The following is a 25,581-nucleotide window of genomic DNA, read 5'->3' on the forward strand; positions in this document are numbered from 1 at the left end:
CTCACACCCCCTGCAGTCCCACCGGAATGGAGGAGGCGGGAACGATGCCGCGCGGAGCCAGGGGCCGCGCGGCGGCGAGTTGGGTCAGCAGCCGCAGATGGTCTCTCAGGAGTCGGGGCATGAGGAAGTTCTGCCTCACGTACTCGCGCCCGCGCTCCCCGAGCAGCCGCGCCTCCTCTGGCTGTCGCAGCAGGCGGAGCACGTGCTCGGCGCACTCCTCAATCGTGTCCACCAGGACGCCGCCGGTGCCCTCGGGAAGCTGGAGCGGAATGCCGCCCACGCGCCCGCCGATGACGGGGGTGCCCTTCCACACGGCCTCGGAGACGACGAGGCCGAAGCCCTCGCGTATCGACTTCTGGATGACGACGTCCGAGAGCGACTGGAGCGCGTTGACCTCGATGTTGCCCACGCCGACGAGGTTGGTGAGCACGTGGATGAGGCTGTCGCCCGCGGTGGCGGCGCGGACCTCCTCGTACACCTCCCAGCCCTCGGGGTCGTCCAGGGCGAGCGAGCCGACGAGCGCGAGCTGCAAATCGGGCACGTGGGGCCGCACGCGCTGGTAGGCCCGCACCACGCCGAGCGGGTCCTTCCACCGGTCGAAGCGGCCGACCTGGGTGACGAGGGGCCGGTGCGTGCGGATGCCAATCCACTCCAGCACGTGCCTGGCCAGCTCCAGCGGCAGCGGGAAGTTCTTCGGACTGAGCGGGTCGATGCAGGGCGCGTAGACGTACACGTCGTGGATGGGCAGCGCGGGCGGGATGAAGGCTTCGTGGGTGAAGACGGCGGCGTCGTACGCGGGCAGGAAGGGCGCGAGGAACTCCCAGTAGCTGGGGTTGGGATGGGACGTATCCATGTGGCAGCGCCACACCCATCGTGCCTGGCGCAGTGAGGACAGCGCGGCGAGCACGGCGGGCTGCGGGTCGTGGACGAAGATGAAGTCGTAATCCTCGGAGTCGCTGATGAGGCGGTTGGCGTTGAGCTGTGCGTTGGCCAGGTAGATGGCCTTGTCCTTCTCGGTGAGCTCACCGGGAGCGCCCTGGAGCCCGTTGTGGATGCGCTTCGTGACCTGGAAGAACGTCTCGTCGCCGTGGATGAGCTTCCAGTCGGTGGTGATGCCCAGGTCGTTGTAGAGGGGCACCAGCGAGCGCAGGATTTCGGAGACGCCGCCGCCATAGGACGTGGCGTTGAGGTGCATGCAGCGCGCGCCGCGCAGGTGCTCCGAGAGGTGTTGCAGCTCGTCGAGCTGCTCGTCGGGGGCGACGCCGCGGTAGCTCGCGAGCGACCGCTTGCCGACATCCACGACGTCCAACATGGGCCCTGCTCCCGGGAAGGAAGTGCGCTGCGAGCCAACGGTGCGCATGGTGCGGAAGAGCTTCCGGGGGTCTCCAGTGGTGGGCCGGGGCTCGAAGCGCGGAGGGAGGGCCTGTCCGGCGGGACGTGCATCCGCTGGTGGACGTTGGGCCCGCGTCACCGGTTGTGGCAGGAGGGCCTGCTCCCTAGGGTCCGGGCCTCAAGTCGATTGGGAGGTCTCATGCGTCGAGCTGTTCTCGTTGCCCTGTGCCTGGCCGCCGTGCCGCTTGCCTGCAAGACGACACAGCCCGCCGGGACGGAGAACCAGGAGCCCATCCAGGGCCCCACCGAGGTGCGCGAGCCCATCCAGAACGTGCCGGAGAGCCAGCCCGGGCCCGCTCAGCCCCTGCCCGACGTGGACGGCGGCAGCGGCGGCCCGTCCGAGCCGGACTGAGCCTGCCGAAGGAGGTTCGCCCCCAGGTGTGGGGTTGTCCTCCGGTGCAGCCTTCCGTCTGCCATCCCGTGACAGCCCCGCCCGGCTCGCGCACAGTGCGCGCGGCGGCCGGGTGACACAGGCCCGGGTGCGCCGCAGCCGACGCGGAGGAGTCACGGTGGAGACCACGGTCTACCTGGCGGAGCGGGTGTGGACGCTGGACGCGGAGCGCCCCATGGCGCGGGCGCTCGCGGTGCGGGACGGGAAGCTCGTGGCGGTGGGCACGCGCGCGGAGGTGAAGTCCGCGGCGGGGCACGGCGCGCGCGAGGTGGAGCTGGGCCCGGCCACGGTGGTGCCGGGCCTGGTGGACGCGCACGCGCATATCCACGGGCTGGGCCGCAGCCTGACGACGGCGCGACTGGAGAAGGCGCCCTCGGTGGACGAGGTGCTGCGCCGTCTGTCGCAGGCACCGGCCTCCAGCTTCCAGGGCGACTGGCTGCTGGGAAAGGGCTGGGACCAGAACGAGTGGCCCGGCGGCGCGTTCCCCGGGCGCGCGGAGCTGGACGCGCGCTTCCCCACGACGCCGGTGTTCCTCACGCGGGTGGACCACCACGCGGCGTGGGTGAATGGCGAGGCGCTGCGGCGCGCGGGAATCACCCGCGACACGCCGGACCCCGCCGGAGGCCGCATCCTCAAGGACGCGCGCGGAGAGCCCACCGGCGTGCTGGTGGACAACGCGATGGACGTGGTGGCCGCGGTGATTCCGCCGCCCACGCGCGCGCAATTGGAGACGCGGCTGAAAGCGGCGCTGGAGCGCTGCGCGCAGGTGGGCCTGACGGGCGTGCACGACGCGGGCATGGACCTGGACGCCTTCCGCCTCCTGCGGGAGTGGGACGCGGCCGGAAGGCTGCCGCTGCGCGTGTACGCCATGGCGGCGGGGCAGGGCGAGGAGCGGCACGCGTACCTGGAGCAGGGCCCATGGCAGGGGCGGATGCTGGCGATGCGCTCGGTGAAGTTCCTCGCGGACGGAGCGCTGGGCAGCCGGGGCGCCGCGCTGCACGAGGACTACTGCGACGAGGCCGGTCAGCGGGGCCTCCTGCTGATGCCGCCCGAGGAACTGGAAGCTCGAGTGCGCGCCTTCATGAAGAAGGGCTTCCAGGTGTGCATCCACGCCATTGGAGACCGTGCCAATACGTTGGTGCTGGACGTGCTGCTGCGCGCGTCGGCGGAGACGGGCACGCGGGCGCTGCGGCACCGGGTGGAGCACGCGCAGATTCTGACGCTGGAGGACATCCGCCGGCTGGGCGCGGCGGGGCTGGTGGCGAGCGTGCAGCCTACCCACGCCACCAGCGACATGCCGTGGGCCCAGGCGCGGCTCGGCGCCGAGCGGCTGAAGGGCGCCTATGCGTGGCGCAGCCTGCGCGATGCGGGGGCACACCTCGCGCTGGGCAGCGACTTCCCGATTGAGAACCCAGACGTGCTGGCGGGGTTGTACGCGGCCGTCACGCGGCAGGACGCGGCGGGCCGGCCCGAGGGCGGCTGGAGGCCCGAGGAGCGGCTGACGCCGCACGAGGCACTGGAGGGCTTCACGGTGGGGCCGGCGTGGGCGTCCTTCGAGGAGTCGCGGCGCGGACGGCTTGTGCCCGGGCTGGACGCGGACTTCGTGGCGCTGTCGGTGGACCCGCTGGAGGGCCCGGCGCGAGCGCTGGTGGACGCGCGGGTGGTGGCCACGGTGGTGGCGGGCGCGGAGGTGTACCGCGCGCCGCGCGTGGGCTGAGCTTCAGCCGCCGAACATCTGCGAGCGGGCCGCCTCGGCGATGGCGACGACGGCGGGGTGGCGCAGCTTGCGCTCGACGGTGATGGCGTAGAAGCAGGACTCGATTTCGTCGGTGCGGCCGATGACGGAGCAGTTGAACTGGCGCTCCACCTCGGCCTCGATGGCGGTGGGCATGGCGAAGACGCCGTGCCCGCGCTGGCCGAAGGCCTGGAGGAGCGCGCTGTCGTCGAAGTCCCCGGCGATGTGCGGACGCAGGCCCTGGCGCTCGAACCACAGCTCCAGCGAGCGGCGCACCGAGGACTCGTCCGACGGCAGCAGCATGGGCGCGCCGTCCAGCGAGCGGGGGAAGTCCTTCTTGAGCTGGACGAGCTTGCCGGCAGCGAAGAAGGACATGCCGCTCTTGCCGAGCAGGTGGTTGAAGGAGCGGACGCTGACGGGCTCGGAGCTGGGGGCGTCCGCGAGCACCACGTCCAGCTCGTGCAGGGCGAGCGAGGCGAGGAGCTGGGGCAGGGGCCCCTCGCGGCAGATGATGCGCAGGGACGAGCCGGCCTCGAGCGCGGGCTTGAGCAGCTGCTCCGCGACGAGCTTGGGGATGACGTCGAGCACGCCCACGTTGAGCCGGAGCTGCTGGCCGGCGGGCATGCCGGAGACGACATTCTTGAGCTCGTTGCCGAGGCGGAAGATTTCGTCCGCGTAGCGCATGACGGTGCGGCCCACGTCGGTGAGGACGAGCTTGCGGCCCTGCCGCTCGAAGAGCTTGTGGCCGAGCGACTCCTCCAGGAGCTTGAGCTGGCTGCTGATGGTGGGCTGGGCGAGGTGCAGCTCCTCGCTGGCCTTGGCGATGCTGCCCGCCCGCGCAACCGTCCAGAAATACAGGAGATGGTGGTAGTTGAGCCAGCTCATATCCTTAGGGATAACCTAATGGTTGCGTTGAAACTACCTCATTTTCTTATGGACCCTCAGTCTTTAGGTTTCTCGGCGTTCCGCGGGGATTTCCCCAAGGGCAGACCGGAGGAGGTCCATGGAAGCCGTCGACCACAGCATGTCCAGCGAGTCCCTTGAGCTCGAGGCGCCGGTGCAGCGGGCGTCGGGCGAAGTGGTGGAGGCGCGGGTGCGGGCGCACCTGGAGCTGGTGCAGCGGTTGGCGTGGAAGTACCGATGGACGGGGCTGCCGTTGGAGGAGCTGGTGGGGGAGGGGAACGTGGGGTTGATGGAGGCGGCGGGGCGGTTCGAGGACCGGGGGATTCCCTTCGCGGTGTACGCGAGCCAGTGGATTCGGGCGCGGATTCGCGCGTACGTCGGCCGCAACTGGAGCATGGCGGGTGGGCGGGCGCCGTGGGTGGTGTTCCAGCTGCGTCGCGAGCGGGCGCGGCTGGAGGCCCGCTGGGGGGAGGGGCACCCGGAGGTGGCGAAGCGGCTGGCCGAGGCGCTGGGGAAGCGTGAGGAGGAGGTGGGGCGGGCGACGGAGTCCCTGGCGAGGGACGTGTCGCTGGACGCGCCGGTGACGCCGGACGGGGACGTGACGCGGCTGGAGGGGCTGGAGGCGGAGGGGGCGACGCAGGAGGAGGTGGTGGAGAAGGCGGAGTGGGCGGCGAAGCTGCGGGAGAGCGTGGAGGAGGCCTGGCCGGAGCTGGACGCGCGGGAGCGGGCGCTGGTGAAGGAGCGGATGCTGGTGGACGAGGGAGCGAGCGCGGAGCTGCTGGCCCGGCGCTTCGGGGTGACGGCGGTGCGCATCCGGCAGATCGAGCAGGGGCTGCGGGTGAAGCTGCGCCGCAGGCTCACCGCGAGTCTCACGCAGTGGGACGGCGAGGCGATGTCCCTGGCGGCCTGAGTACCGAGCGAACAAGGGCACCAGAAATGGGTTGACCCTAGGGATGGGCTTGGTATGAGGGCGTCGTTTCTCGCGGCGACCTCACGCCCAGATAGCTCAGTTGGTAGAGCAGGGGACTGAAAATCCCCGTGTCGCTGGTTCGATTCCGGCTCTGGGCACAGCTAGAGAGATTGAAGGGCTCTGGACTCCGGTTCAGGGCCCTTTCTCTTTTTTAGCCCTTGTGGCGCCGGGCGCGAGCCGCTCACGGCAGCTCGTAGGGCGTACCCTCGAAGTACAGCTTGCGCATCTCCGCAGGGGAGCGGAGGAAGGGGTTCGAGTTGTAATCCAATCTCTTCAGGAACCCGCTGATGAGCGTTGGTGCCTGCTCCGGCTGGAAGTCGAAGCCAGGATCGAGCGCCTCGCGTGGCACCGGCTCTCCGCGGGTGTCGCGCGGGTTCAGGGGGTAAAACGATTCCAGCCTGGGGATGACCTGCTCTCGCCAGTCCCTGAAGGGGCGGGGATTCGTCATGACATGCTCGGCCAGATTGGCGAGCGAAACCGCGCCGATGTCGGGATGGTCGTCGTTCTCGACCCGTACAATCGTGTCCACAAGCAGCATGAGGGTGACCGCAAGCGGCTTTCGGTCAGGTCCCTGCCAGTCATCTCCGCGGGGCTCCAGGTAGTAGTTCGCGTACCGTGCATCGACGACAGCGGCCCAAGCGGCCTCGACGTAGTCGTCGAGAAGCGCTGCATCCGAAACGAGCTTGAAGCGGTGGATGACCCACTCCGCACAGGCAATCCCGAACGCGAGGTTGGCCCGCTGGGAAAGCCGGCCCATGCGCGCTCGTGCCGCCTTGTCGAGAGGCTCATAGGCCCTCTCGTAGGCCTGGTCATCCCAGGTGAAACGCAACGCCCGGTCCTGGATGCCGGCCCGCAGAATGTAGTCGGGGATAGGAAGGGTCATGGACCCGCCGGGAGCGTGAGATAGGGGTTTCCGGCTTTGGAGACCGCCTGCAGGTAGTTGGAAAGCAACTCACTGGCTTGCTCAGGCTTGAGGTCGAAGTCAGGGTCGAGGGCTTCACGCGGGACGGGCTCTCCCATGCCATCACCCGCATAGTGTGTGGCCAGCCGGTTCAACGCGAAGTCGAGCCACCTTCGGAAGGGCTTCGCGTCGGGCAGTACGTGGAGCGCGATGAAGTGGAGATAGACGGCCCATTCAGCGGGGTAGCTTCCGCTGCTCGCCATCTCGAGGCTCTCCTTGAGCGTGCGAATCGCGAGAAACAGAGGCCGGCGCACAGGGCCCTTCCAGTCCTTCAACTTCGCGCCGTGTTTCAGGTTCATGGAGTCCCAGTTGTTGAGTCCTGCCCATGCTGCCTCGATGTACAAATAAGGCATGGGGTCATCCGAAAGTGCTCCGAACCTGTAGACAATCCATTCGGTGATTCCGATGGCCAGCGCAGAAATGCCCCGTGCCGTGCTGACGCCAATGCGCTGGGCAAGTCGAGCGTCTTCGAGGAAGACGTTGGTTGTCTCGTCATCCCATTCGAATGTGATGGGGGCCTGCGGATCTACGCCTTCACGGATGTAGCGCGGGAATGTGAGCGTCATGGGGTGTCTCGGGGGGTTATTCCTCGTACTCGTCGCACCAGTCCGGAGTCTTGGGCTGCCCACTATCGTCGCAGAGTTCTATCTCAAGGCCGTTGTTCATCGCGGCGCAGATGATGCGTCTGCATTCAGGGCAGGCCTCGCAGGACATGGTCTTCTTGGACTTCTGGTTCCATTGGATGCGCATCCGCACCTTTCCCTGAGGCTTTCCGTTGGTCGCGGCGAAGATGTCCTCGATGATGCGTGCTTCCGTGTGACTGGAGAACGGCATGTTCGAGGTGGGCTTGTATTTGAAGCCAGGGATGTTGGATTCGTAGGAGGTGATGAAGCGCTTCTTGGTGGCGATTTCAGAGTACTGGAGCGTCCCAACACCCTGTGCCCATCCGTCCTTGTCCATCTGGCGGCTGAAGCCCTTCATCCCATAGCGTTGCCCGTTACCCATGTCTCGGTATTGGGCCGTGGTCAAGGTGGTGGCTTCCTCGAGCTGTCGCTCGCTCGGGCCTGTACCCGACTCCGTGTCCTTGCGGAGTTCCTCGTTGTTCTTCTGGAGTTCGGCGCAGGTCTTCTCCGGCGCATCGCCTTCGTCGAAGAACATGGTACCCGTATTGAGGGTGATGGCCCCATTGGTCGGGTTCTGGTGGTTGTGGGTTGTCAGGTCCATGTGCCTGACGACATTCTGTCCCTCGACCTTGACGTCGAAGGACCACGCCGCGAACTTCGTCTTCCCGGTAATCGTATGGCTGACGACTCCCGCACCGAAGTTGCGAGTGGCCGCTTCATTGCCATTGCTGGTCTTGTAGACGGATTGATTCTTGAGCCCGATTTCCTTCCCATTGACGAGGACACTCTTGCTGCCATCCGCAGAGTTCGAGGCCTGGGAAGTGTTGGGGTAGGGGATGGGAATGGGACCGGCCGGAGGTCCCGGAGGTGAGAGACAGACGTCTGGCATGGCCGCGACAGATTTATTGGGAGTGGACTTGCCAGAGACCTCGCGGCCATTCGCGTATACTTTCGTGCTCATCGCTGGCTGCTCCTTTCCTCGTATTTGACCACCAGCGCGGCTCGCTCGCCTTCATCGCTGCCAAGGTGGCAAAGAGCCACGTCTCCAGGCGCATAGCCCTTTTGGCCGGCGTGCAGCGCCCAGGCCAGCACGCACGGACCGATAGCGGCTCCGACCTCCCCGATGTATTCGACCGGGTGCCAAAAATCGAAGAGCGTCTCCTTGGGTTTGCGCTGCAGGCGCGCTGCCGCGAAGGCGGCCTCTTTGAACTTGTAGTGCTCACCATTCAGGTCCGTAATGCGCCAGGCGACGTCGAAGAGACTCAAGCCCGCCTGGGCAAGGGCCTGCTTGATGGCGCCCGTCAACCCATCTCCTCTCAATGGCTCTTCTGAGTGGATGCTCGCCTTCTCCTGCGTCAGTCCTGAGCCCAGCAGGCGCAGCTCTCCTCCAGGATTGCGTCCCGCGGGCACGACCAGGACTGCTCCCGCTCCTTCCCCGGGAATGAAGCCATTCGAATTGTCCGGTGCCAGGACCCTGCGCCTTTTGACGTACTCATTCACCATCCTGGGGGAGAGGAGGCTGTCGACCCCTGCGACGATGCAGCACGGCACGCGGAGCGTGGAAAGCAGGCGCTGGGCTTCCTGCAGCGCGAGCGCCGTGGAGACCTGTCCGTTTCCAATCACCCGCGAGGCGGCATGGAACCGGACCTCCAGACGCTCTTCCACTTCGGCCATCAACTGCTCTTCCAACCCGGTGAGACGGCATGGTCTCGTAGCTTCGGCCACACCGAGAAGAAGGGGAATCTGTCCCGGGGGGACCGGCGTGGCTGCTTCCAGACACTCCCCAACGGCGGGGGCCACCAGCTCCGCCAGCTTTCCGAGCCCGTTCCACCACTGAGGCAGTCGCACCTTGGCCGCCTTGAGGTATTTCCCGGACGCGGCATGCCACAGATGGGACTGTTTGACGCCGCTGACGCCCGCCCGCAATGCCGCGAGCGTGGCAGGAGCGTTGAATCCCACGGCCGTCACCAGGCCGGAGGCCTTGATGGCGAGGCTAACCATGGCGCGCCCCCGGTTTGCGGGTGCGTCTTGCCTGCATCAGTGCGCCTAGGTTCGGGTAATACGTCTTTCCGACTGCATGGGCGCGGAGCCACCCCGGCGATCTTCCGCCCACCACCACCTGCTTCATCTCGAAGGCGTCACGTCGCAGCGGCCATGCAACGCGCCACGCCAACTGCAGCCGGTGCGCGTCGGGCTCCAGAAGCACCGTATCCAGGGTCGCATCCATCTGCTTTGCAGGGCCATGGTGGGGGACCAGCGCCACAGGTACCCGAAGCCGGGGAAGGCGGAAGCGCAGCGTGCCCTGGGGACTGAGGTTGATGAGGGTGACGACTTCACCGCCACGCGGGTGGGGAATCTGCTGGTCCTCGGGCGCTGCCTGGAAGTACCTGTCGTCGAAGTCCTTGGGAAAGAAGGGCAGGCATTCATCCAGCCACTTCGCGTCGTAGGTCCCCGCATAGGATGCGCGTGGCATCCAATTGCGACCGATGGCTCCAAACGCCATGGGACGGTAGGGACCTCGGGGCGAAGTGACGGGCGTGCGAATCTCCTCCGTGTTGGGCATGACCTGTCCGTCCACGTGGGTCATGGATGGGTGGAAGCCCTTTCCAACCGGATTGGGGAGGAATGCCTGGTGTTTGGAAGCTTCGTTCCGGCTGGTATCGACCCCGCCGAAGGCGCAGTCGTAGCTGATGGGGAGGGATGTGAAGGCCTGGGCCGTGGAAGGCTGGATGCTGCCCATCAGGTTCTTGCGCCACTCGCGTGCGCCATGCACGGCGAAGCTCTTCTTCATGCTCGCGAGCGATAGGGAGATGGGAACGACTCGGGCGGGACGTCCTCCAGGTGCCCATGCGCTCCCGTTGAGAGTCACGTCGCACCGGTGCTTGCGGTGGGCGAAGTCCGTTTCGTGCAGTGGCGCGGAGAACCCCGGTTCTCCCGTGAAGGTATCCGCCTCGGTGAGGGGCAGTTGCTCCGCTGCCAGGGGCGCTTCCATGTCGTCAGCCGGAATCGCGAAGGTGCCCTTGGCAACGACAACCAGGACCTCGCGACCGTCCGGTTGGAAGCCCACCGTCCACCCGGCTTCCAGTGGCATTTCGTTCACGAAGTCCATGACGCCAGCCTCCGTATCTGCAGGTGCCCTGCTGCACGCACCTCGAAGAGGGGGACCTGGGGCTTGCGCAGGCCCCATTCCAGTGCAGCTACGGCACGCTGGCGCTGGGTTCCTTGCCGAAGCACCTCCAGGATGCCCGATTCGGAGAGTGGCTTCCCCGCCAGGTACCGGGTGCCACGCTGGAAGTCGCCTCGCTGCTGCTGCCACCAGGCCGCGACCTTGTCCGCGGCGGGCCAGGGCAGATTGTCCGTTTCCGCTGCCTCCACCTCATCCGTGGTCTCGGCTTCCTCTGGTGCCTCTCCCTCCAGATCCTCCCACGACAGGTCGGCGCCGGTGATGAAGGAAAATGCCTCGCCAGCCTGGCGTGCCAGGCCGGGGCGCGCCATCCACGACAGCAAATCGTCTATCTGCTCGACGTCCCCCAGGGCCCCAGCAGCGGCAATTGCCAGGTGTTGCTTCTCCGGGGCCTCGCGCAAACTCGAATACCACTGCCGGGCCTGCCCCAGGGGCAGGCAACGCAGAGCCATGCCAAGCGCAGGTCGCGCATAGGGGCCGGGAGAATCTCCGAGCTCCTTCAGCAGCGAAAAGGCGGGGCCGGTCCGCTGCCCCAGCCGCACCAGAGTCCAGGCCGCGGCAAGGCGGCATGCCTCGTCATCATCCGACAGCGCGCGCTGCACCTGTGGAGTCACATCCGTGCGCCCCAGGAGTCCCGCCGTCTGCAGTGCGCATGCCCGCAGGGCGGGGTCGGCCGTTGTCAGCGCGAGGAGAAGCGAAGGTCCGGGGTCCCAGCGCTGCGCGGCGGCACCCGAGATACCCAGTCGTCGGATTTCGGGAGCCCCTTCCTCCAGAAGGGCCTCCAGGATGGGGACGGCCTTGGTGAGCGGCAACCAACCCAGGGCTGAAGTCAGGGCTCGTTGCCACGCGCCATCCTCCAGGGAAAGCCTGACTACGTCCGTGATGTTGCCTCCATCGAGGCTCTCGCAGGCCAACAGCGCGGCGACGAAGACCTCTCCAGGGCCAGGAGCCTCCAGGGCGGCAAGACTCTTCTCCCATCCCTTCATGCCCCCTGTCCTGAGTCCGTCCAGGTGAGCCTCCAACCTTCCGTCCAATCGAGCCAGGTCCTTCAGCCGATAGTGTGGAGCTGTGACTGCGCGTGCACGCTGTGTCCACAGGAAGGCCGCCTCTCCCGCGTGTATCTCCAGGACCTCTTCGTTGTGGAGGGCGGTGATTTCCCGAGGGCCAAAGCCCCGCCATCGGCGAACGGATGGGGTTGCGGTCCGGGCGGGAAAGTCCTGCCGGCCGCTGCTACTCACGAGGCGTCTCCGCGAGGGTGACGGGTTTGCTCGGTGTGCACCTCATCCGATGTCCACCGTGCCACCCTTGATGCGGTTGAGTCCCTCTGCGTTCGTCTCGACGTATGTCCCCTTGAGGACGACCCTCCCGTCGTGCATCAGCCTGAGACTGGCCTTGCCGACGCGCAGGGTGACGCCGTCTGAATCCTCGTGGATCTCCAGGCCCGAGCCACCTGTGGCGAGTGGCGCCTTCAGGAGGGACACGCTCGGGGCATCGTGGGAAATGCCAACGATGACGGGACGGCGGACATCCCCGTCATGGAAGCGAAGCTCGACGCGCTGACGAGCCGCGATGGCCTCTTCCAGGAGCGCCCCCTGCAGTGGAATTGTGCTGATGGCCGCACGAGGACCATCCGGATTGCCCTCGAAATCCACCAGGGTTCGTCCTTCACCATCGGTCCCCGTGATGTGCCCCTCACGGCCTTCCCACAGTGGGGACAAAGCATCCGAAGGGGCAGTGCCGCCTCGGAGAGGATGGATGGGTGTAGTCATGTGGCGTCCCCCTGTGCGGTACAGCCTGAGTCTATGGGTCTGCGGGACGAGTGGCCGCATCAGGGTTTCCTCCCGATGATGCGTTGGCGCGTCGCTCAGAGTCCGGAACTGACGTCAGCAGGTTTGCGGCTGGGCAGTCAACTACCCGGGCTGGATTGATAGGGAATGAGGCCAGCCAATGGCCACGTGCCATGGACGTCCATGCAGGACGAGCGTGCTCTATACGTATACGGTACGGTGTTCCCCTCCCAGAGGTTGACACCTGGGGACTTGGAGAACCCTTGGCGGACAGGCGGCCACGTTCAAGCCCCCGGACTCGCCCGGGGCCGAGATCCGCAAACTAAAGTTCTGAGCGCTTGCCATGATGCTGGTTGTCCCATCATGGGCAACCTTCTTGACCAATGCCGTTGCCTCTGCGCTCATTTCCTGTGGCGACCGTCTTCGCCAAGGAGGGGCTATGAGACTGTTTTCGCGGGTAGCGGTGTTGGTTGTCGCAGCAGGGAGCATTGGTTGCGCCCACAAGGAGTCGGGGCAGGGGGCCACAACTACTGGCCAAGCTGATGGTGCGGTTTCGACCATGGCTCAGAAGAACGGCTGGTTCGTGCGGGTGTGCACGAACAAGACGGAAGCCAGTGCTATCCAGCTAGAGGCGGGACTTGGTGGCGAGAGCGGCTCACACCGTGTCTGGACGACTTGGAACAGCAACGACCCTGTAGAGATCGATTTTCCGGCGGAGTTGCGGAACGCAGGTGAGATATGGATCAAGGGGAATGCTGTACCCCACGGGAGAAATGCCTATTTGTGCGTCTTCTATCGAGACCATGTGGTGAAGCACATGGACTTCGATGGCGACGAAGAACACGAGAAGCACCAGGACGATACTGACGACGAGTGCGCCTGCGCACAGTGATGGATAGTGAATGCCCGTGGGCAAATTACGGGCAACCCTATCGCCCGTTTTCGACCGCCCCAACCCGGCCTCCAGAGGAGGATTGGAGGTTCCCGGGCCCTCTTGCGGACTGAATATCCCCGTGTCGCTGGTTCGATTCCGGCTCTGGGCACTTCCCGCTGATTCCGAGGCCTCTGGACGCAAGTCCGGGGGGCCTTTGAAGTTTCTGGGGTTCGGGACGGGCCCGGCACTACCGCTGAACGAGCGGTGGAAGATTGCTGCCGCAGGTCGCGATAGAGCCCCTTGAGGCGTGCCTCCTCGGCGGTCTCGGCTCCTCCGCCAGTGTCAAGCCACGCCTTTATCCAAGGCGGAGTTGGGTAAACATGGCTGCGCTTGCATCGTCGAGACGCTTGCTGGCCTTCATGAACGGGGATTCGGCAAACGTCTGCCGTACGCGCTTCAAGTCCGGTGTCCTACTCGCGCGACCCGTACGACGTAAACGCTGGAGCGGGTTGGGACGTCGAAGAACGGCCCTGACTCGTGGCGAGAAGATTCTGCAAACGGCAACCAGCGTTCAATCTCGTTCAGGAGCACGTTGCCATTGCACATGGAGCAGCTCGTGGTCAGTGGGTTTGGAACTTGAGGAGGAACAGGGCCCAGCCCGTATCAATCCAACGGGTGGATTCCTTGGGTGTTGCTTCGAGATAGCGAAGTCGGTTCACGAGCGCTTCATCAAGCACGCCACCGGATTCGTGAGCCTCTTGCTTGGCGGCAAGCGCCCAGGCGATGTCCGTCAGGCTGACGGTCCGCTCTGCGAACCCTCCGTCCCCCCCATCAAGACGCAGCCCTCCGTCTGGCGCTCTTGCAACGATTCGACATTGCTTCCCGCCGTATTCGATGTGACTACCAGGAGGGTTCTTCGTCAGGAACTGGCCGACCCATGCGGCTGCCAGCTGCATTGATGCATCGGAGAGTCGCCTTGAGCTGCCACGACCGTGACCCAGGGCGCGCCAGGCGGCGTAGTCCACTGGCTCCAGAAGTGCCCAGCGGTCCTCTGCTTCCAGCCAGCGCGCCACGCCCCAATAGCGCCAGGGGGCTTGCGACGTCTCACGTGTCAGCACGAAGGCAGTCTCCGCGGGGCGTCGGTCCGCGATTCTGAGATGGATGCGGTCGGGTTCGGTGAGCACGCCTTGCTTTGTGACGCACAGGAACAGGTGGCCTTCATAGCGCCCGGTCTTCGGTGCCATACCCAGGCCGAAGTGCTCCATGGCCTGCTCATTCGTGAGTCGTGCTCCTCGCTCGGGGCCAAGGCGCTCGGGAGGAATCACTTCCACGAGCAGCGCGATGGGGACCACTTCCTCGCCCGCTTCGAACGAGAGACGCTCTGGATTGTCCGAGCGGAGAATCCAGTGACCCTCGATGCGCACGATTCGCTTGATTTGATAGGCGAATCCCGCCGGGGCCGGGACCTGCACGAGGGCAACCTTGCCCTCCACGGAGCCAGCGCCCCTCGCTCGGGCGTAGCGCATCACCAGCCAGTCGCCATCCCGGATGGGACGCTCACCTCCCTGCATCGAATCGCCCGAGGCTCGCACCGCGAACAGCCCTTCGCCGCGCGTCGTCTGGACGGGCAGCCGGACGTGCTCGGTTTCAGGTGCATTCTCCAATGAGACCGCGTGGTCCGCCGCGCCCGCGGCTGCGCGCAGGCTGGGGAATGCGACCAGCGTTCCTGGACGAGCGAAGGGAATCACCTCGGCCTGCACGGGCTCCACCCACCAGCCATCTGGCCCGGGGGTGAAGCGGACGCGGAAGGCAGTGCCCGGCATGCCCGCCGTGGGGCCAAACCATTGCCGCAAGAGGTCGGGGAGCTGATTGCGTTGAACACCCGGAAGCCGTGCCACGTTGATGGCAATCTTCACGAAGTCGAAGCGCCAGATGCTCCCATCCGGAAGCCGGACATCCGTGGGACCCAGCGGAAGGTCCGGGCGCCTGTCCCGGTCCGGCAGCTTGAGGATGGGGTCTCGCTTGTTCGAGAAGACCTTGGCCTCGAATGCCGTTCCCTCCGCCTGCGGCTGCTGTCTTCGCCGGTATTGTGCGAGCCGGTAGTCCACCAACTCGTAGGTCATCTCCTCGAAGGACTGCTGGGCCTCTGGCGCAATCGGGAGTCTTGGAACGAGTCGGTCCTCCTCGACTCGGAACCACCGACTGCCCTGCGTCCACGCTTTGATGGGGTTGGCCTTCCAGTAGGCCAGGAACTTCGCGGCGCTCGGGTTCCGAGGGTCATCCAGTGCCTCCACTCCCTCCAGATCCTGTAGCAGCTCGGGTGAGCGCTGGAGGATGGCGAGGCTTCGCCTCGAAAGTTCGGGCAATGCCATCCCTTGTTGCAAGGCTTTGGCTTCGAGCAGTGCTTCCAGCAGCACCATCTTGAAACACTTGCTCATGGACGTGAGCTCGAACTCCTCGAACCAGTCCTGTCCCTTCTCCAGCGCGCGAGCTTCGCCTTCGCTGAGGTCTCCCTCACTCTTCACGAACTGGAACCAGCTTCCGTGGGCCTTGCGCAACGTCGTGGGTGCGTAGCCCCTGCGGAACAGCTCCCCCACCCGGGGGCGCTCTCCGCGAGCATCTCGAAGCTCGCGGTACACTCGCTCGACCTCCGAGCCTCCCGAGGGCAGCAGACGCTTGAGCAGGTCCTTGGCCTCCAGCTCCACCTGCACGGCACAGCCGGGAGGTAGCTCGGGTTCCTTTCCATCCACCAGGAAGTCGCGCAGCGACACCGGGTTCCTTCCCAGCGCCAGCAGTGTCCGCACCCGGTCGAGGAACACCTTGTGGTTGCCCACGAAGTCGATGACGGTGACCTGCTCCTTGCCTTCGGACTTCCTCAGCCCGCGGCCGAGCTGCTGGAGGAACACCACTGGGGACTCCGTGGGGCGCAGCATCACCACCCGGTCGATGCTCGGGACGTCGACTCCTTCATTGAACAGGTCCACGGCGCACACCGCGTCCAGCGTGCCCTCGGCGAGTTGCTTCAGGGTCTGCGCCCGGTCCGCTGAGCCCGCTCCCGAATGGACGGCCACCGTGCGCACGCCCTGTCCACCCAGCCATTGCTGCACGTAGTGCGCATGGCTCACCGAGCAGCAGAACACCAGCGTGCGGCTCGCGGGATGCTCCCGCCACGCGCGCCACAGCGTCTGCATGCGTGCCTCCGTCTGCACGGCCTGGGCGAGCTGCTCGGGGAGGAAGCGCTGGTTCCTCCAGGGGATGTTTGCGTAGTCCACCGCGTCCTTCAGACCGAAGTAGGCGAAGGGCGCGAGCAGACCTGCTTCGATTCCCTCTCCCAGGTCCGAGCGCCAGGCGAGATGGTCGTCGAAGAGGCCGAGCACGTCTCCGTCATCCGCGCGCTCGGGCGTCGCCGTGAGACCCAGCAGGAATGCGGGCTCCAACACGGCGAGGATGGCCCGATAGCTCGGCGCGGCTGCGTGGTGCACCTCGTCCACGATGACGTAGTCGAACGGAGCCGTATCGCGGAGGCACTGGAGCCCGTCCGGACTCGAGAGCTTCTGCACCGACGCGAACACCACGTCGCCCGTGAGTTGGGAACGCCCGCCGACGCACCAGCCGAAGCGCAGGTCCGGCATCTGCCTCCGGAAGGTCTCCGCCGCCTGGACGAGCAGCTCTTCCCGGTGCGCGAGGAAGAGAACTCGGGGAGGCCGTTCAAGCTCCTTCCCGAAGGCCTCCACGTCGAGCGCGGCGAGCAGCGTCTTCCCAAGTCCCGTCGCGAGGACGACGAGCGCCCGGCGGCGTCCCTCCCTCCGGCTTCGCGCCAGCTCCAGGAGGGCCTTCTGTTGCAACGTATGCGGCTCACGCCGAGGCAGCGCGGGCTCCGCTTCCTCATCACCCGAGGGGAGCGGACGTCCCGCATCCCTGGCGCGGAGTGCGTAGCGATTCACCCACTCCGCATCCAGTGGGGAAGCCCGCGTCCACCAGCCCTCGAAGGCTTCGACCACCTCGTGCCACGCGCGTGGGTCGCGGTCCTTCTCCACGCGCAGGTTCCACTCGATGCCTGTCTTCAGCGCGGCCCGGGAGATGTTGCTCGACCCCACGAAGGCCACCGCGAGTCCGGGACCCTGGAAGCGCCAGGACTTCGGATGGAAGGAGGGCACGCCCTGCTTCTCCACCTCCACCACGCGTGCCTCGAACCTGCCCCGCCCTTCTTCGCGCTGGAGCGCGGCGTCCTCGTCCATCCAGTCGAGCAGCCGCCGCAGGGCATCTGCCTGGGTGATGGCGAGGTAGTCGCCCGTGAGGATTCGCACTCGCGCTCCCCGGGCCAGGGCCGCGTCCACGGAGTCGCGCAATAGCTCCAGCCCACTGTCCTGAACGAAGGCCGCGAGCACCGCGACCTCCATCGCCTTCGCGAACAGCGGCTCCAGATGCGCCAGGAACGGGTCCTCCCGGCCGCCCGTGGCCAGCGGCTTCGCCTGCCCGGTGAGGTAGTTGCCCTTGCCCGGAATCACGTGCCGGACGCCGCCTCGCGGGTCCGCCATGTCTCCCTCGAAGCGCGGAATCACATGCACGTGCAGGTGGAACACCGTCTGCCCAGCCGCCGCGCCCACGTTGATTCCAATGTTGTAGCCGTGCGGCCGGAGCTCCGCCTCCAGCCCGCGCCGCACCACCTCCACCAGCTCGAAGATGGCTCGCTGCTCCTCGGCGGTGGCCTCGAACCACGTGGCCACCAGCCTCCGGGGAATCACCAGCGTGTGTCCGGGACTGACGGGAAACCTGTCCCGGATGGCGAAGGCATACGCATTGGACGCAACCCACTGGGATTCAGGAATCGACAGGAAAGGAGACGTCACGTTGGCACCCTAACCCAGCCACTTCCGCCGCTCCCCGCCTGCACAGACTGTATGGGAGGGCCCGGGACCTGGAGTCCGCCGCCCTACCGCCGTTTCCTGGACGGTGCCCCACGAAGCCGGATGCGCGCACTACCCCCCGCGAGGTAGACAGGGGGCTTCGGAGGAACGGAACACGATGGACGCGAATGCCGTGGCGGAGCTGGAGAAGGCGGGCGTGAAGGTGGACCAGCCGGACCGCCTGTATGTCGCCGTGGAGTGGGAGGACGGCAAGCGCGTGCTTCCCGTGGGGGAGCGCGTCCAGGTCCGCGCAGGCGAGCAGCTCACCCACGTGACGCTCCAGCCCATCTCCAAGCTCTTCACCGGTGACAAGAAGCCCCCCAGCTTCGCCAAGGCCCCGCCTCCCGAGTACCACCCCTTCTTCATGCTCATCGAGGCCACCGCCGCCGGCTATTGCCGCGCCGTGCGCAACACGGAGACGGACCAGGAGTTCGAGCGGCTCTACCGCCACCTCCTCCGCCGCCCCGACGGCACGGACCGCAACCCCCTCTTCTCCTACCTCCAGGGCGCCGCGCGCCTCTACATGTCCCTGCGCGACGTCTCCCAGGCCGAGTTCGAGGCCGTCGTCGACCGCCTCCAGAAGTCCGCGAAGCACTTCCAGACGCACGTCGGCAGCATCAACTACTTCCAGGAAGTGCTCCGCGGCGTGCTCGGCGCCTGAGCGCCCTGGCCGTCTCCACGGGGTCGCCCCTCCGCTCCCTGGCCTGCTCCCGGGGCGGAGGAGTGTTCTCGGCGTGGATGCTGTCTGATGGACATGAAGTGTGGTGGAGCGGAGTTTGAGGAGGTAACCCACTGGTGGGGCTCGCTTCCGCATGACTCCGCAGGTAGTTTCCGCTTCCCACATGCCCGCCTCGTCCCCCGCGTCTCCTTCTGCTCTCGGGCAGTGGCTGTCCGACGACCTGCTGCGCGACGAGGGGGGCTACCGGCTCTACGAGCAGGGGAGGGATCTGCTCGCCCGCAAGCGCATCCTGTCGGTGCGGACGGTGGGCGAGTCCGTCGAGGGAGTCGTCGCGGCCGGCAGCCAGGGGCCCTACCAGGTCCGCATCTCCGCCAGCGGCGAGGGGAGTGTCTTCGACTGCCAGTGCCCCGACTTCGAGGCGTGCTCCTTCTGCAAGCACGTCGTCGCCGTGGGCCTCGCCTGGCTGCGGCTGACGCGGGACGCCCCGGGCCATCCGCCCGCCGTCTCCGATGCGCTCGCGGAGTCCGCGCGTCCCAGCACTCCCGGGGCGCTTCGCGCCTGGATGGACGCGCACCACGTCGCGCACGCGGGCCTGTCGCCCATCGGAGTGCTGCGGCCGTACTTGCCCGCTCCCCTCCAACGGCACCACGTCTTCCACTCCCTCGCACGGAGCTCCGTCTTCTCCGTCCTCACGTCCAATGAGGCCGAGCGCTACCTGCGAGCCCGCGACAAGGACGCGCTCAAGGATGCGGCTTGGGCGTGGCTGCGCGCGGAGGTGGAGCGTGTGCGCCGGGGGCTGGAGCAGGAAGCGGCCGCGGTGCCTCATGGCGGTCCCACGGATGCCCGGCTGGCGCCCCTGGTGGACGCGCTCCAGCGGGAACGGGAGCGCGTGCGGGCCCATGCGGTCCCCCGAGCGCTGGAGGCAAGGGCCCAGGTGTACCTCCAGGAGCGCCCGCTGTGCCTGCTCATCTCGGAGTCGGCCCGCGAGGCGGAGCCGCCCGGCGGGCGGGGGGAGGCCTTCGCGGGCGTCCGGCTGGAGCCGCGCCTGCTGCTCGAGGGCCGCCCGGCCCTGGTCTGTCCCTGTCCCGAGAGCTTCTCGCAGGACTCCGGAGCGCGCTGCGTGCACGCGCTCACCGCGCTGGACGCGGTGCTGGACGCGCTCTGCCGGGAGAAGGCCACGACGTTCAACGCGCGGCTGGCCGAGCTGCTCTTCGTCCTCCCCGGCCAGGAAATCCTCGCCGCCCTGGAGAAGGCGTCGCTCGCCGCCCACGTCCGTGAGGCGCGGACTCCCGCCGCGCACGTCACCTTCCGTCTCGAGGGCGCCCTCACCGGCGGCGTCGCCACGGTGCGGACCTACGTCCACCGGGTGACGAAGAAGGGCGGACTCTCCAAGGGCACCCAGGTGGGTTGGGGGGACAAGGAGGACTTCCGGGCCGCGCTGACACAGCCGGGAGAGCTGGATGCGCTCGCCCTGATTGATGCGGGCTCCACGCTGGCGTCGTCCGGCTTCGGCTCCTCTCGCGGAGGGAACTGGCCGTTGCTCCTCCAGGTGCTTCGCGCGCTCGCGCACAGCCCCCGCCTGCGCCTCGCGGAGCGCCCCGACGCGCCGCTGCGCGTTCGCGAGGCCCCCCTCGGTTTCATCTTCGAGGAGGAGGACGGAGGCGTCCTGCGCGTGCGTCCCTCCGTCGAGGGAGTCGGGTTCCAGCCGGACGCGCTGTGTCCGCCGCCCCTGGAGCTCCACGCCGGGCAACCGTGGTTGCTCGTCGAGCCCGAGGTGCCGCGCGTCACCCTCGTCGCCGTGCCGCCCGAGGCTCGCCCATTGCTCGCCACGCTGCGTGAGTACGGCTCCCGGTTGCCGGTCTCCGTGCGCCGCCCGTTGCTGGCGAGCCTGGGCGGACTGGAAGCCGGCTTCCCGCTGTCCCTGCCCGAGTCACTGGAGGCCACCGAGGTGGAGCCGGTGCGCGGGCTGCTCGTCCGCCTGCGGGCGGTGGGCGAGGAGGCCCTGGCGGGAGCGGTGCTCGTCCGGCCGCTGCCGGAAGCCCCGCCGCACCCTCCGGGCGAGGGCGCCCCGGTGGTACGCGGCCAGCGGGGCCGGCAGCGGGTCATGGTCCGCCGGGAGCTGGAGGCCGAGCGCGCCGAGGCCGCCGCCCTGCTCGACCGACTGGGCCTGCCCATTGATGCACACCGCTTCACTCGCGAGGACGCGGCCTCGTCGCTCGCGCTGCTGGAGGCGTTGGAGCCACTCGCCGGCCCCGCGGTGCAGGTGGAGTGGGACGAGCAGCCCTGGCAGGTGTCGCGCTGGGCGGACCTGTCCCGCTTGAAGGTGCGGGTGGAGCGCGGGCGGGACTGGTTCGGCGTGGAGGGCGGGGCGGAGGTGGACGGGGAGCGCGTGGAGCTGGCGGTGCTGCTGGAGGCCCTGCGGCGGGGCCACCACTACGCGCGGCTGGGGCCGGGCCGGTGGATGCGCCTCACGGAGGCGCTGCGCGAGCGGCTCGCACCGCTGGCGGACCTGACGCAGCCCACCCGCCATGGGCTGGAGGTGAACGCGGCGGCGGCGCCCGTGCTGGACGCGCTCGCGGAGGCGGGAGCGCGAGTGCAGGCTCCGCCCGACTGGCGTCGGCTCGCCACCCGCGTCCGCGAGGCGCAGGCTCGGAAGGTGCCGGTGCCCCGGAAGCTGAAGGCCGAGCTGCGCGACTACCAGCGCGAGGGCTTCATCTGGTTGGCAAGGCTGTCCACGTGGGGCGCGGGCGCGTGTCTCGCGGACGACATGGGGCTGGGCAAGACGCTCCAGGCCCTGGCCCTGCTGCTGCACCGTGCGGGTGAGGGCCCCGCGCTGGTGGTCGCCCCCACGTCCGTGTGCTTCAACTGGGCGCGAGAGGCGGCGCGCTTCGCACCCTCGCTGCGTGTGCACTCCTACCGCGAGGCGGAGCGCGAGACGCTGCTGGGCTCGCTGGGGCCCGGTGACGTGCTGGTCGTCAGCTACGGACTGCTCGTGCGAGACGCGGAGCGCTTCGCTGGCGTGTCCTTCGCCACGCTGGTGGTGGACGAGGCCCAGGCGGTGAAGAACCCGGACACCGCGAGGGCCCGTGCGGTGCGAGCCGTGAAGGCCGAGGCCCGCGTGGCTCTCACCGGCACGCCCGTGGAGAACAGCCTGTCGGAGCTGTGGAGCCTCTACGCGCTGCTCTTCCCCGGCCTGCTCGGCAGCCGCGAGTCCTTCCGCGCGCGCTTCGCCGTCCCGATTGAGCGCGAGAAGAACACGCACGCTCGCGTGTCGCTGGCCCGCGTGGTGCGGCCCTTCCTGCTGCGCCGTACCAAGGCCCAGGTGGCGCGCGAGCTGCCCGCGCGAATCGAGACGGTGGTTCCCGTCTCCCTGTCCGAGGGCGAGCGGCGCCTCTACGACGACGTGCGCCTGGCCGCGCTGGCGCAGTTGGGCGAGGCGCCCGGGCCGGAGCAGCGCTTCGCGATGCTGGCCGCGCTGACCCGGCTGCGCCTGGCCGCGTGCCACCCGAAGCTCGTGGACGGGGACTCGCCGCTGCCATCCTCCAAGCTGGAGCGCCTGCTGGGACTGGTGGACGCGGTGCGCGCCGGGGGAGGCAAGGCGCTCGTCTTCAGTCAGTTCGTCAAGCACCTGACCCTGGTGCGCGCGGCGCTGGAGGCGCGGGGCGTGTCCATGCAGTACCTGGACGGGCAGACGCCGCCAGCCGAGCGGCAGGCCCGCGTGGAGGCCTTCCAGCGCGGGGAGGGCGAGCTGTTCCTCATCTCGCTCAAGGCGGGCGGCACCGGCCTCAACCTCACCGCGGCCGACCACGTCATCCACCTGGACCCGTGGTGGAACCCGGCGGTGGAGGACCAGGCCACGGACCGGGCCCACCGCATCGGGCAGACGAAGCCCGTCACGGTGTCTCGGCTGGTGTCCGAGGGGACACTGGAGGAGGCCATCCTCGCCCTGCACGCGGAGAAGCGCGAGCTGGCCGACAGCCTCCTATCCGAGGCGGACGGCGCTTCAGCCCTGTCGCCCGACCAGCTCCTGGCGCTGCTGCGGTTTGGTGGGGAGGGCTAAGGTTGGAAGCAGGAGCCGGGCACCTGGAATATGGTGCCCGGCTGCCCGTTCCCGGGCGTCTTCTTCACGACAGGAGCACGGATGTTCCGTCAGTCGTTACTCTGGGCGTCCTGCCTGGCCCTGCTCGCGGCCCCCGTCGCGCAGGGACAGGGCAGGGCGGCGAGCAAGCCCGCCGCGGCCTCCACGCCGAAGCTCGGCGCCGGCATCGAGGCGCGCACCCTCAAGAATGGGATGAAGGTCATCGTCTGGCCCGACCAGGACATCCCCAACGCCGTCCTCTACAACTGGTTCCGCGTCGGCAGCCGCAACGAGTACCCCGGCATCACCGGCCTGTCCCACTTCTTCGAGCACATGATGTTCAACGGCGCGAAGAAGTACGGCCCCGGTGAGTTCGACCGCGTCATGGAGGCCAATGGCGGCGCCAACAACGCCTTCACCTCCGAGGACGTCACCGTCTACATGGAGTGGTTCCCCCGCACCGCCCTCGAGCTCATCTTCGACCTCGAGGCCGACCGCCTCCAGAACCTCGCCTTCGACCCCAAGGTCATCGAGTCCGAGCGCGGCGTCGTCTACTCGGAGCGCCGCTCCGCCGTGGACAACTACAACGCCGGCGCCCTCATGGAGCAGGTGCAGGCCACCGCCTACGTCGCCCACCCGTACCAGTTCCCCGTCATCGGCTGGCCGTCCGACATCGAGTCCTGGAAGCTCGAGGACCTCCAGCGCTACTTCAAGACGTACTACGCCCCCAACAACGGCACCCTCATCGTCACCGGCGCCGTCACCCCCGCCGAGGTCTTCGCGCTCGCGGAGAAGTACCTCGAGCCCATTCCCTCCCAGCCCGCCCCCGCCCCCGTCCGCACCCAGGAGCCCGAGCAGCACGGCGAGCGCCGCATCGTCGTCCGCAAGCTCGCGCAGTCCCCGCTCCTCCAGCTCGCGTACCACGGCATCTCCGGGAAGGACGCTGACATCGAGGCGCTCGATTTGCTCCTGCGCATCCTCGCCGACGGCGACTCCTCGCGCCTGCACCGCCGCCTCGTCGAGGAGGCGCGCGCCGCCATCAACGTGGAGACGCACTTCTCCGCCGGCTTCGACCCGTCGCTCGTCTGGATTCTGGCGGACCTTCCTCCCGGCGGAGACCTCGCGAAGGTGGAGGCGATGCTCACCGAGGAGCTCGCCCGCGTCGCGAAGGAAGGCGTCACCGACGCGGAGCTGCGCAAGGCGCGCAACATCGCCCTCGCCAACTACTGGCACAGCCTGGAGACCAATGACGGCCGCGGCCGCGCGCTCGGCGCCTCCGAGGTCTTCCGCGGTGACTACCGGCAGCTCTTCGATGCCCCCGCGCGCTTCGAGAAGGTGACGCGCGAGGACGTGCGCAAGGTCGCCGCGCGCATCTTCAACTCCGAGCGCCGCACCGTCGGGTGGCTCGTGCCCACCGACGAGAAGGACGCCACCCCCGATACCCGCAAGGAGGCCACGCGATGATGGCGCCCCTCTCCTGGAAGGTCCTGTTCGGCGCGCTGCTGCTCTCCGCCGCCCCGTCCGTCGCGCAGACTCCCGTTGCCGCGCCCGCTCCGAAGCCGGCCACTCCGGCTCCGGTCCCCACGCAGGGCGTCACGCTCCCCAAGCCCACCACCGTCACCCTGAAGAACGGCGCGAAGCTGCTCCTCGTGGAGCGGCGGGATTTGCCGCTCGTCTCGTTCAGCGCGTGGCTGCGCGGTGGAGCGCTCGCGGCTCCCGCCGGCAAGGACGGCCTCGCGGCCCTGACCGGCGAGCTCTTGCAGAAGGGCGCGGGTGCTCGCGACGCCCGTCAGTTCGCCGAGGCCGTGGACGGCGTGGGGGGCAGCATCGACGTCATCCCCGGGCTCGAGGCCCTCATCATCAACGGCCAGTTCATGTCGCGCGACACCCAGCTCATGGTGGAGCTGCTCACCGACATGCTCACCCGCCCGCGCTTCGCCCAGGACGAGCTGGAGAAGACGCGCGAGCGCATGGTGTCCGAAATCGCCGCCGCCAAGGACGCGGACCTGCGTGCCCTCATCGGCTCGTACTTCCAGGCGTTCCACTTCGCCAACCACCCGTACGGCGTCGCCGTCGGCGGCAGCGAGGCGTCCCTCCCGGGCATCACCCGCGAGGACGTGCTCGCGTACGCGAAGAACCAGCTCGGCGCGGACCGGCTCATCCTCTCCGTGGTGGGCGACTTCGACGCGAAGGCGCTCGCCGCGAAGCTGGAGGCCGCGCTCGGCGGCTGGGAGAAGGCCGCCTCGCCCGCGCCCGAGGTGCCCGTCACCACCCTCTCCAAGGGCCACCGCGTGCTGCTCGTGGACAAGCCGGACGCGACGCAGACGTACTTCTGGATTGGCAACACCGGCATCTCCCGCGACGACCCGGACCGCGTCGCCGTGAAGCTGGCGGAGACGGTGTTCGGTGGCCGCTTCACCTCGCTGCTCAACACCGAGCTGCGCGTCAAGACGGGCCTCACGTACGGCGCCTCCGGGTACTTCATCCGCAACTCGCGCCCGGGCCCCGTGGTCATCAGCTCGTACACGAAGACGGAGACCACCGGCCGCGCCATCGACCTGGCGCTGGACGTGCTCACGCGCTACCGGCAGTCCGGCATGGATGACGCCATGCTCGCGTCGGCCAAGTCGTACGTGCTGGGCCAGTTCCCGCCCACGCTGGAGACGGGCGCGCAGGTGGCCAGCAAGCTGTCCGAGCTCGCCTTCTTCGGGCTCGACGCCAGCGACGTGGATGGCTTCGCTGGCGCCGTCAACGCCGCCACCCGCGACGGCGTGCGCGCCGTGATTCAGCGCACGCTGCCCCCTCGGGAGGACCTCACCCTGGTCCTCATCGGCAAGGCGTCCGCCATTCGCGACGTGGCCCGGAAGTACGGCCCCGTCACGGAGATGAAGCTCTCCGACAAGCGCTTCTCGCCGCCGCCCTCGGCTCCCGCGAAGCGCTGAAGCGCGAGGTGCTCCGCCGGCCCGAATCCTCGCGGGCCGGCGGACCGCATCCGGGACGCGAAGACTCGCGTTGAAGCCCGTCAGGTTGCTCGACAGGTGACGTCTGAGGCCCCCGGAAGGGTGTTCCACCCTTCCCAACCTTTCGGGGGAATCAT

18 protein-coding genes and 1 tRNA gene are annotated in these 25,581 nt (G+C 68.0%); 9 read left to right on the top strand and 10 right to left on the bottom strand.

Translation table 11 applies throughout. The features are described from left to right. Position 1 precedes the first annotated feature (1 nt). On the bottom strand, positions 2–1,312 hold the full coding sequence (locus ACVTJA_RS05845; RefSeq protein ID WP_465834504.1) for a glycosyltransferase: 1,311 nt from the start codon (positions 1,310–1,312) through the stop codon (positions 2–4). Between the two features lie 219 nt (positions 1,313–1,531). Here ACVTJA_RS05845 and ACVTJA_RS05850 point away from each other — a divergent pair, with 219 nt between their 5' ends. Together ACVTJA_RS05850 and ACVTJA_RS05855 are read left to right on the top strand one after the other, a co-directional pair. Beyond that, a complete protein-coding gene (locus tag ACVTJA_RS05850; protein WP_465834506.1) occupies positions 1,532–1,744 on the top strand; it encodes a hypothetical protein in 213 nt (70 codons plus the stop codon). Between the two features lie 157 nt (positions 1,745–1,901). Continuing rightward, positions 1,902–3,500 (top strand): amidohydrolase, encoded by a 1,599-nt coding sequence (locus tag ACVTJA_RS05855; protein ID WP_465834508.1) that lies wholly within the window; start codon positions 1,902–1,904, stop codon positions 3,498–3,500. A 3-nt stretch (positions 3,501–3,503) separates the two neighbouring features. On the opposite strand, the gene nhaR is transcribed toward ACVTJA_RS05855, so the two are convergent. Continuing rightward, positions 3,504–4,403 carry a transcriptional activator NhaR gene (gene nhaR / locus ACVTJA_RS05860; protein WP_465834510.1) on the bottom strand — a complete coding sequence of 300 codons (900 nt, stop codon included), beginning with the start codon at positions 4,401–4,403 and terminating at the stop codon, positions 3,504–3,506. A 118-nt stretch (positions 4,404–4,521) separates the two neighbouring features. On the opposite strand from nhaR, the gene ACVTJA_RS05865 reads away from it, so the two are divergent. Further along, positions 4,522–5,331, top strand: coding sequence for a sigma-70 family RNA polymerase sigma factor (locus ACVTJA_RS05865; protein WP_465834511.1), 810 nt, complete (start codon positions 4,522–4,524; stop codon positions 5,329–5,331). A gap of 85 nt (positions 5,332–5,416) precedes the next feature. Beyond that, a tRNA-Phe gene (locus ACVTJA_RS05870) sits at positions 5,417–5,489 on the top strand. Between the two features lie 83 nt (positions 5,490–5,572). Here the strand turns inward: ACVTJA_RS05870 and ACVTJA_RS05875 are convergent. From ACVTJA_RS05875 to ACVTJA_RS05905, 7 genes are read right to left on the bottom strand one after another with little or no spacing between them, the layout of a single operon-like run. Next, positions 5,573–6,274 carry a hypothetical protein gene (locus ACVTJA_RS05875; protein WP_465834513.1) on the bottom strand — a complete coding sequence of 234 codons (702 nt, stop codon included), beginning with the start codon at positions 6,272–6,274 and terminating at the stop codon, positions 5,573–5,575. Then, positions 6,271–6,918: a hypothetical protein gene (locus ACVTJA_RS05880; RefSeq protein WP_465834515.1), complete on the bottom strand. Its 648-nt coding sequence runs from the start codon at positions 6,916–6,918 to the stop codon at positions 6,271–6,273. The genes ACVTJA_RS05875 and ACVTJA_RS05880 overlap by 4 nt, the downstream gene beginning before the upstream one ends. A gap of 16 nt (positions 6,919–6,934) precedes the next feature. Continuing rightward, positions 6,935–7,936, bottom strand: coding sequence for a DUF4150 domain-containing protein (locus ACVTJA_RS05885; protein ID WP_465834517.1), 1,002 nt, complete (start codon positions 7,934–7,936; stop codon positions 6,935–6,937). Further along, positions 7,933–8,976, bottom strand: a complete 1,044-nt coding sequence (locus ACVTJA_RS05890) for a beta-ketoacyl synthase N-terminal-like domain-containing protein (protein WP_465834518.1) — start codon at positions 8,974–8,976, stop codon at positions 7,933–7,935. The genes ACVTJA_RS05885 and ACVTJA_RS05890 overlap by 4 nt, the downstream gene beginning before the upstream one ends. Beyond that, on the bottom strand, positions 8,969–10,084 hold the full coding sequence (locus ACVTJA_RS05895) for a DUF2169 family type VI secretion system accessory protein (protein WP_465834520.1): 1,116 nt from the start codon (positions 10,082–10,084) through the stop codon (positions 8,969–8,971). Before ACVTJA_RS05895 ends, ACVTJA_RS05890 begins: the two co-directional genes overlap by 8 nt. After that, entirely contained in the window at positions 10,072–11,397 is a 1,326-nt protein-coding gene (locus tag ACVTJA_RS05900) for a TIGR02270 family protein (protein ID WP_465834521.1), read from the bottom strand. Before ACVTJA_RS05900 ends, ACVTJA_RS05895 begins: the two co-directional genes overlap by 13 nt. Positions 11,398–11,439: 42 nt before the next feature. Beyond that, a complete protein-coding gene (locus ACVTJA_RS05905) occupies positions 11,440–11,928 on the bottom strand; it encodes a DUF6484 domain-containing protein (RefSeq protein WP_465834523.1) in 489 nt (162 codons plus the stop codon). Between the two features lie 577 nt (positions 11,929–12,505). Between ACVTJA_RS05905 and ACVTJA_RS05910 the strand changes: the two genes are divergently transcribed. After that, entirely contained in the window at positions 12,506–12,838 is a 333-nt protein-coding gene (locus ACVTJA_RS05910; protein ID WP_465834525.1) for a hypothetical protein, read from the top strand. 602 nt (positions 12,839–13,440) lie between these two features. Here the strand turns inward: ACVTJA_RS05910 and ACVTJA_RS05915 are convergent. Then, positions 13,441–17,670 carry a DEAD/DEAH box helicase family protein gene (locus ACVTJA_RS05915; protein WP_465834527.1) on the bottom strand — a complete coding sequence of 1,410 codons (4,230 nt, stop codon included), beginning with the start codon at positions 17,668–17,670 and terminating at the stop codon, positions 13,441–13,443. A 175-nt stretch (positions 17,671–17,845) separates the two neighbouring features. On the opposite strand from ACVTJA_RS05915, the gene ACVTJA_RS05920 reads away from it, so the two are divergent. From ACVTJA_RS05920 to ACVTJA_RS05935, 4 genes are all read left to right on the top strand, one after another. Continuing rightward, positions 17,846–18,388: a hypothetical protein gene (locus ACVTJA_RS05920; RefSeq protein ID WP_465834529.1), complete on the top strand. Its 543-nt coding sequence runs from the start codon at positions 17,846–17,848 to the stop codon at positions 18,386–18,388. A 181-nt stretch (positions 18,389–18,569) separates the two neighbouring features. Then, positions 18,570–22,466 carry an SNF2-related protein gene (locus ACVTJA_RS05925; RefSeq protein WP_465834530.1) on the top strand — a complete coding sequence of 1,299 codons (3,897 nt, stop codon included), beginning with the start codon at positions 18,570–18,572 and terminating at the stop codon, positions 22,464–22,466. An 81-nt stretch (positions 22,467–22,547) separates the two neighbouring features. Further along, complete coding sequence (locus ACVTJA_RS05930) at positions 22,548–23,948, top strand: M16 family metallopeptidase (protein WP_465834532.1); 1,401 nt, start codon at positions 22,548–22,550, stop codon at positions 23,946–23,948. Continuing rightward, positions 23,945–25,426, top strand: a complete 1,482-nt coding sequence (locus ACVTJA_RS05935; RefSeq protein ID WP_465834534.1) for a M16 family metallopeptidase — start codon at positions 23,945–23,947, stop codon at positions 25,424–25,426. Before ACVTJA_RS05930 ends, ACVTJA_RS05935 begins: the two co-directional genes overlap by 4 nt. Positions 25,427–25,581 lie beyond the last annotated feature (155 nt).

The sequence above is a fragment of the Pyxidicoccus sp. M6 genome, from assembly GCF_055568925.1.

Coding starts and splice junctions, on each gene's coding strand:
- ACVTJA_RS05905 (WP_465834523.1), bottom strand. CDS start 11,928: ATGACTACACCCATCCATCCTCTCCGAGGCGGCACTGCCCCTTCGGAT.
- nhaR (WP_465834510.1), bottom strand. CDS start 4,403: ATGAGCTGGCTCAACTACCACCATCTCCTGTATTTCTGGACGGTTGCG.
- ACVTJA_RS05885 (WP_465834517.1), bottom strand. CDS start 7,936: ATGAGCACGAAAGTATACGCGAATGGCCGCGAGGTCTCTGGCAAGTCC.
- ACVTJA_RS05935 (WP_465834534.1), top strand. CDS start 23,945: ATGATGGCGCCCCTCTCCTGGAAGGTCCTGTTCGGCGCGCTGCTGCTC.
- ACVTJA_RS05910 (WP_465834525.1), top strand. CDS start 12,506: ATGGCTCAGAAGAACGGCTGGTTCGTGCGGGTGTGCACGAACAAGACG.
- ACVTJA_RS05925 (WP_465834530.1), top strand. CDS start 18,570: ATGCCCGCCTCGTCCCCCGCGTCTCCTTCTGCTCTCGGGCAGTGGCTG.
- ACVTJA_RS05895 (WP_465834520.1), bottom strand. CDS start 10,084: ATGGACTTCGTGAACGAAATGCCACTGGAAGCCGGGTGGACGGTGGGC.
- ACVTJA_RS05845 (WP_465834504.1), bottom strand. CDS start 1,312: ATGTTGGACGTCGTGGATGTCGGCAAGCGGTCGCTCGCGAGCTACCGC.
- ACVTJA_RS05930 (WP_465834532.1), top strand. CDS start 22,548: ATGTTCCGTCAGTCGTTACTCTGGGCGTCCTGCCTGGCCCTGCTCGCG.
- ACVTJA_RS05875 (WP_465834513.1), bottom strand. CDS start 6,274: ATGACCCTTCCTATCCCCGACTACATTCTGCGGGCCGGCATCCAGGAC.
- ACVTJA_RS05880 (WP_465834515.1), bottom strand. CDS start 6,918: ATGACGCTCACATTCCCGCGCTACATCCGTGAAGGCGTAGATCCGCAG.
- ACVTJA_RS05920 (WP_465834529.1), top strand. CDS start 17,846: ATGGACGCGAATGCCGTGGCGGAGCTGGAGAAGGCGGGCGTGAAGGTG.
- ACVTJA_RS05850 (WP_465834506.1), top strand. CDS start 1,532: ATGCGTCGAGCTGTTCTCGTTGCCCTGTGCCTGGCCGCCGTGCCGCTT.
- ACVTJA_RS05890 (WP_465834518.1), bottom strand. CDS start 8,976: ATGGTTAGCCTCGCCATCAAGGCCTCCGGCCTGGTGACGGCCGTGGGA.
- ACVTJA_RS05865 (WP_465834511.1), top strand. CDS start 4,522: ATGGAAGCCGTCGACCACAGCATGTCCAGCGAGTCCCTTGAGCTCGAG.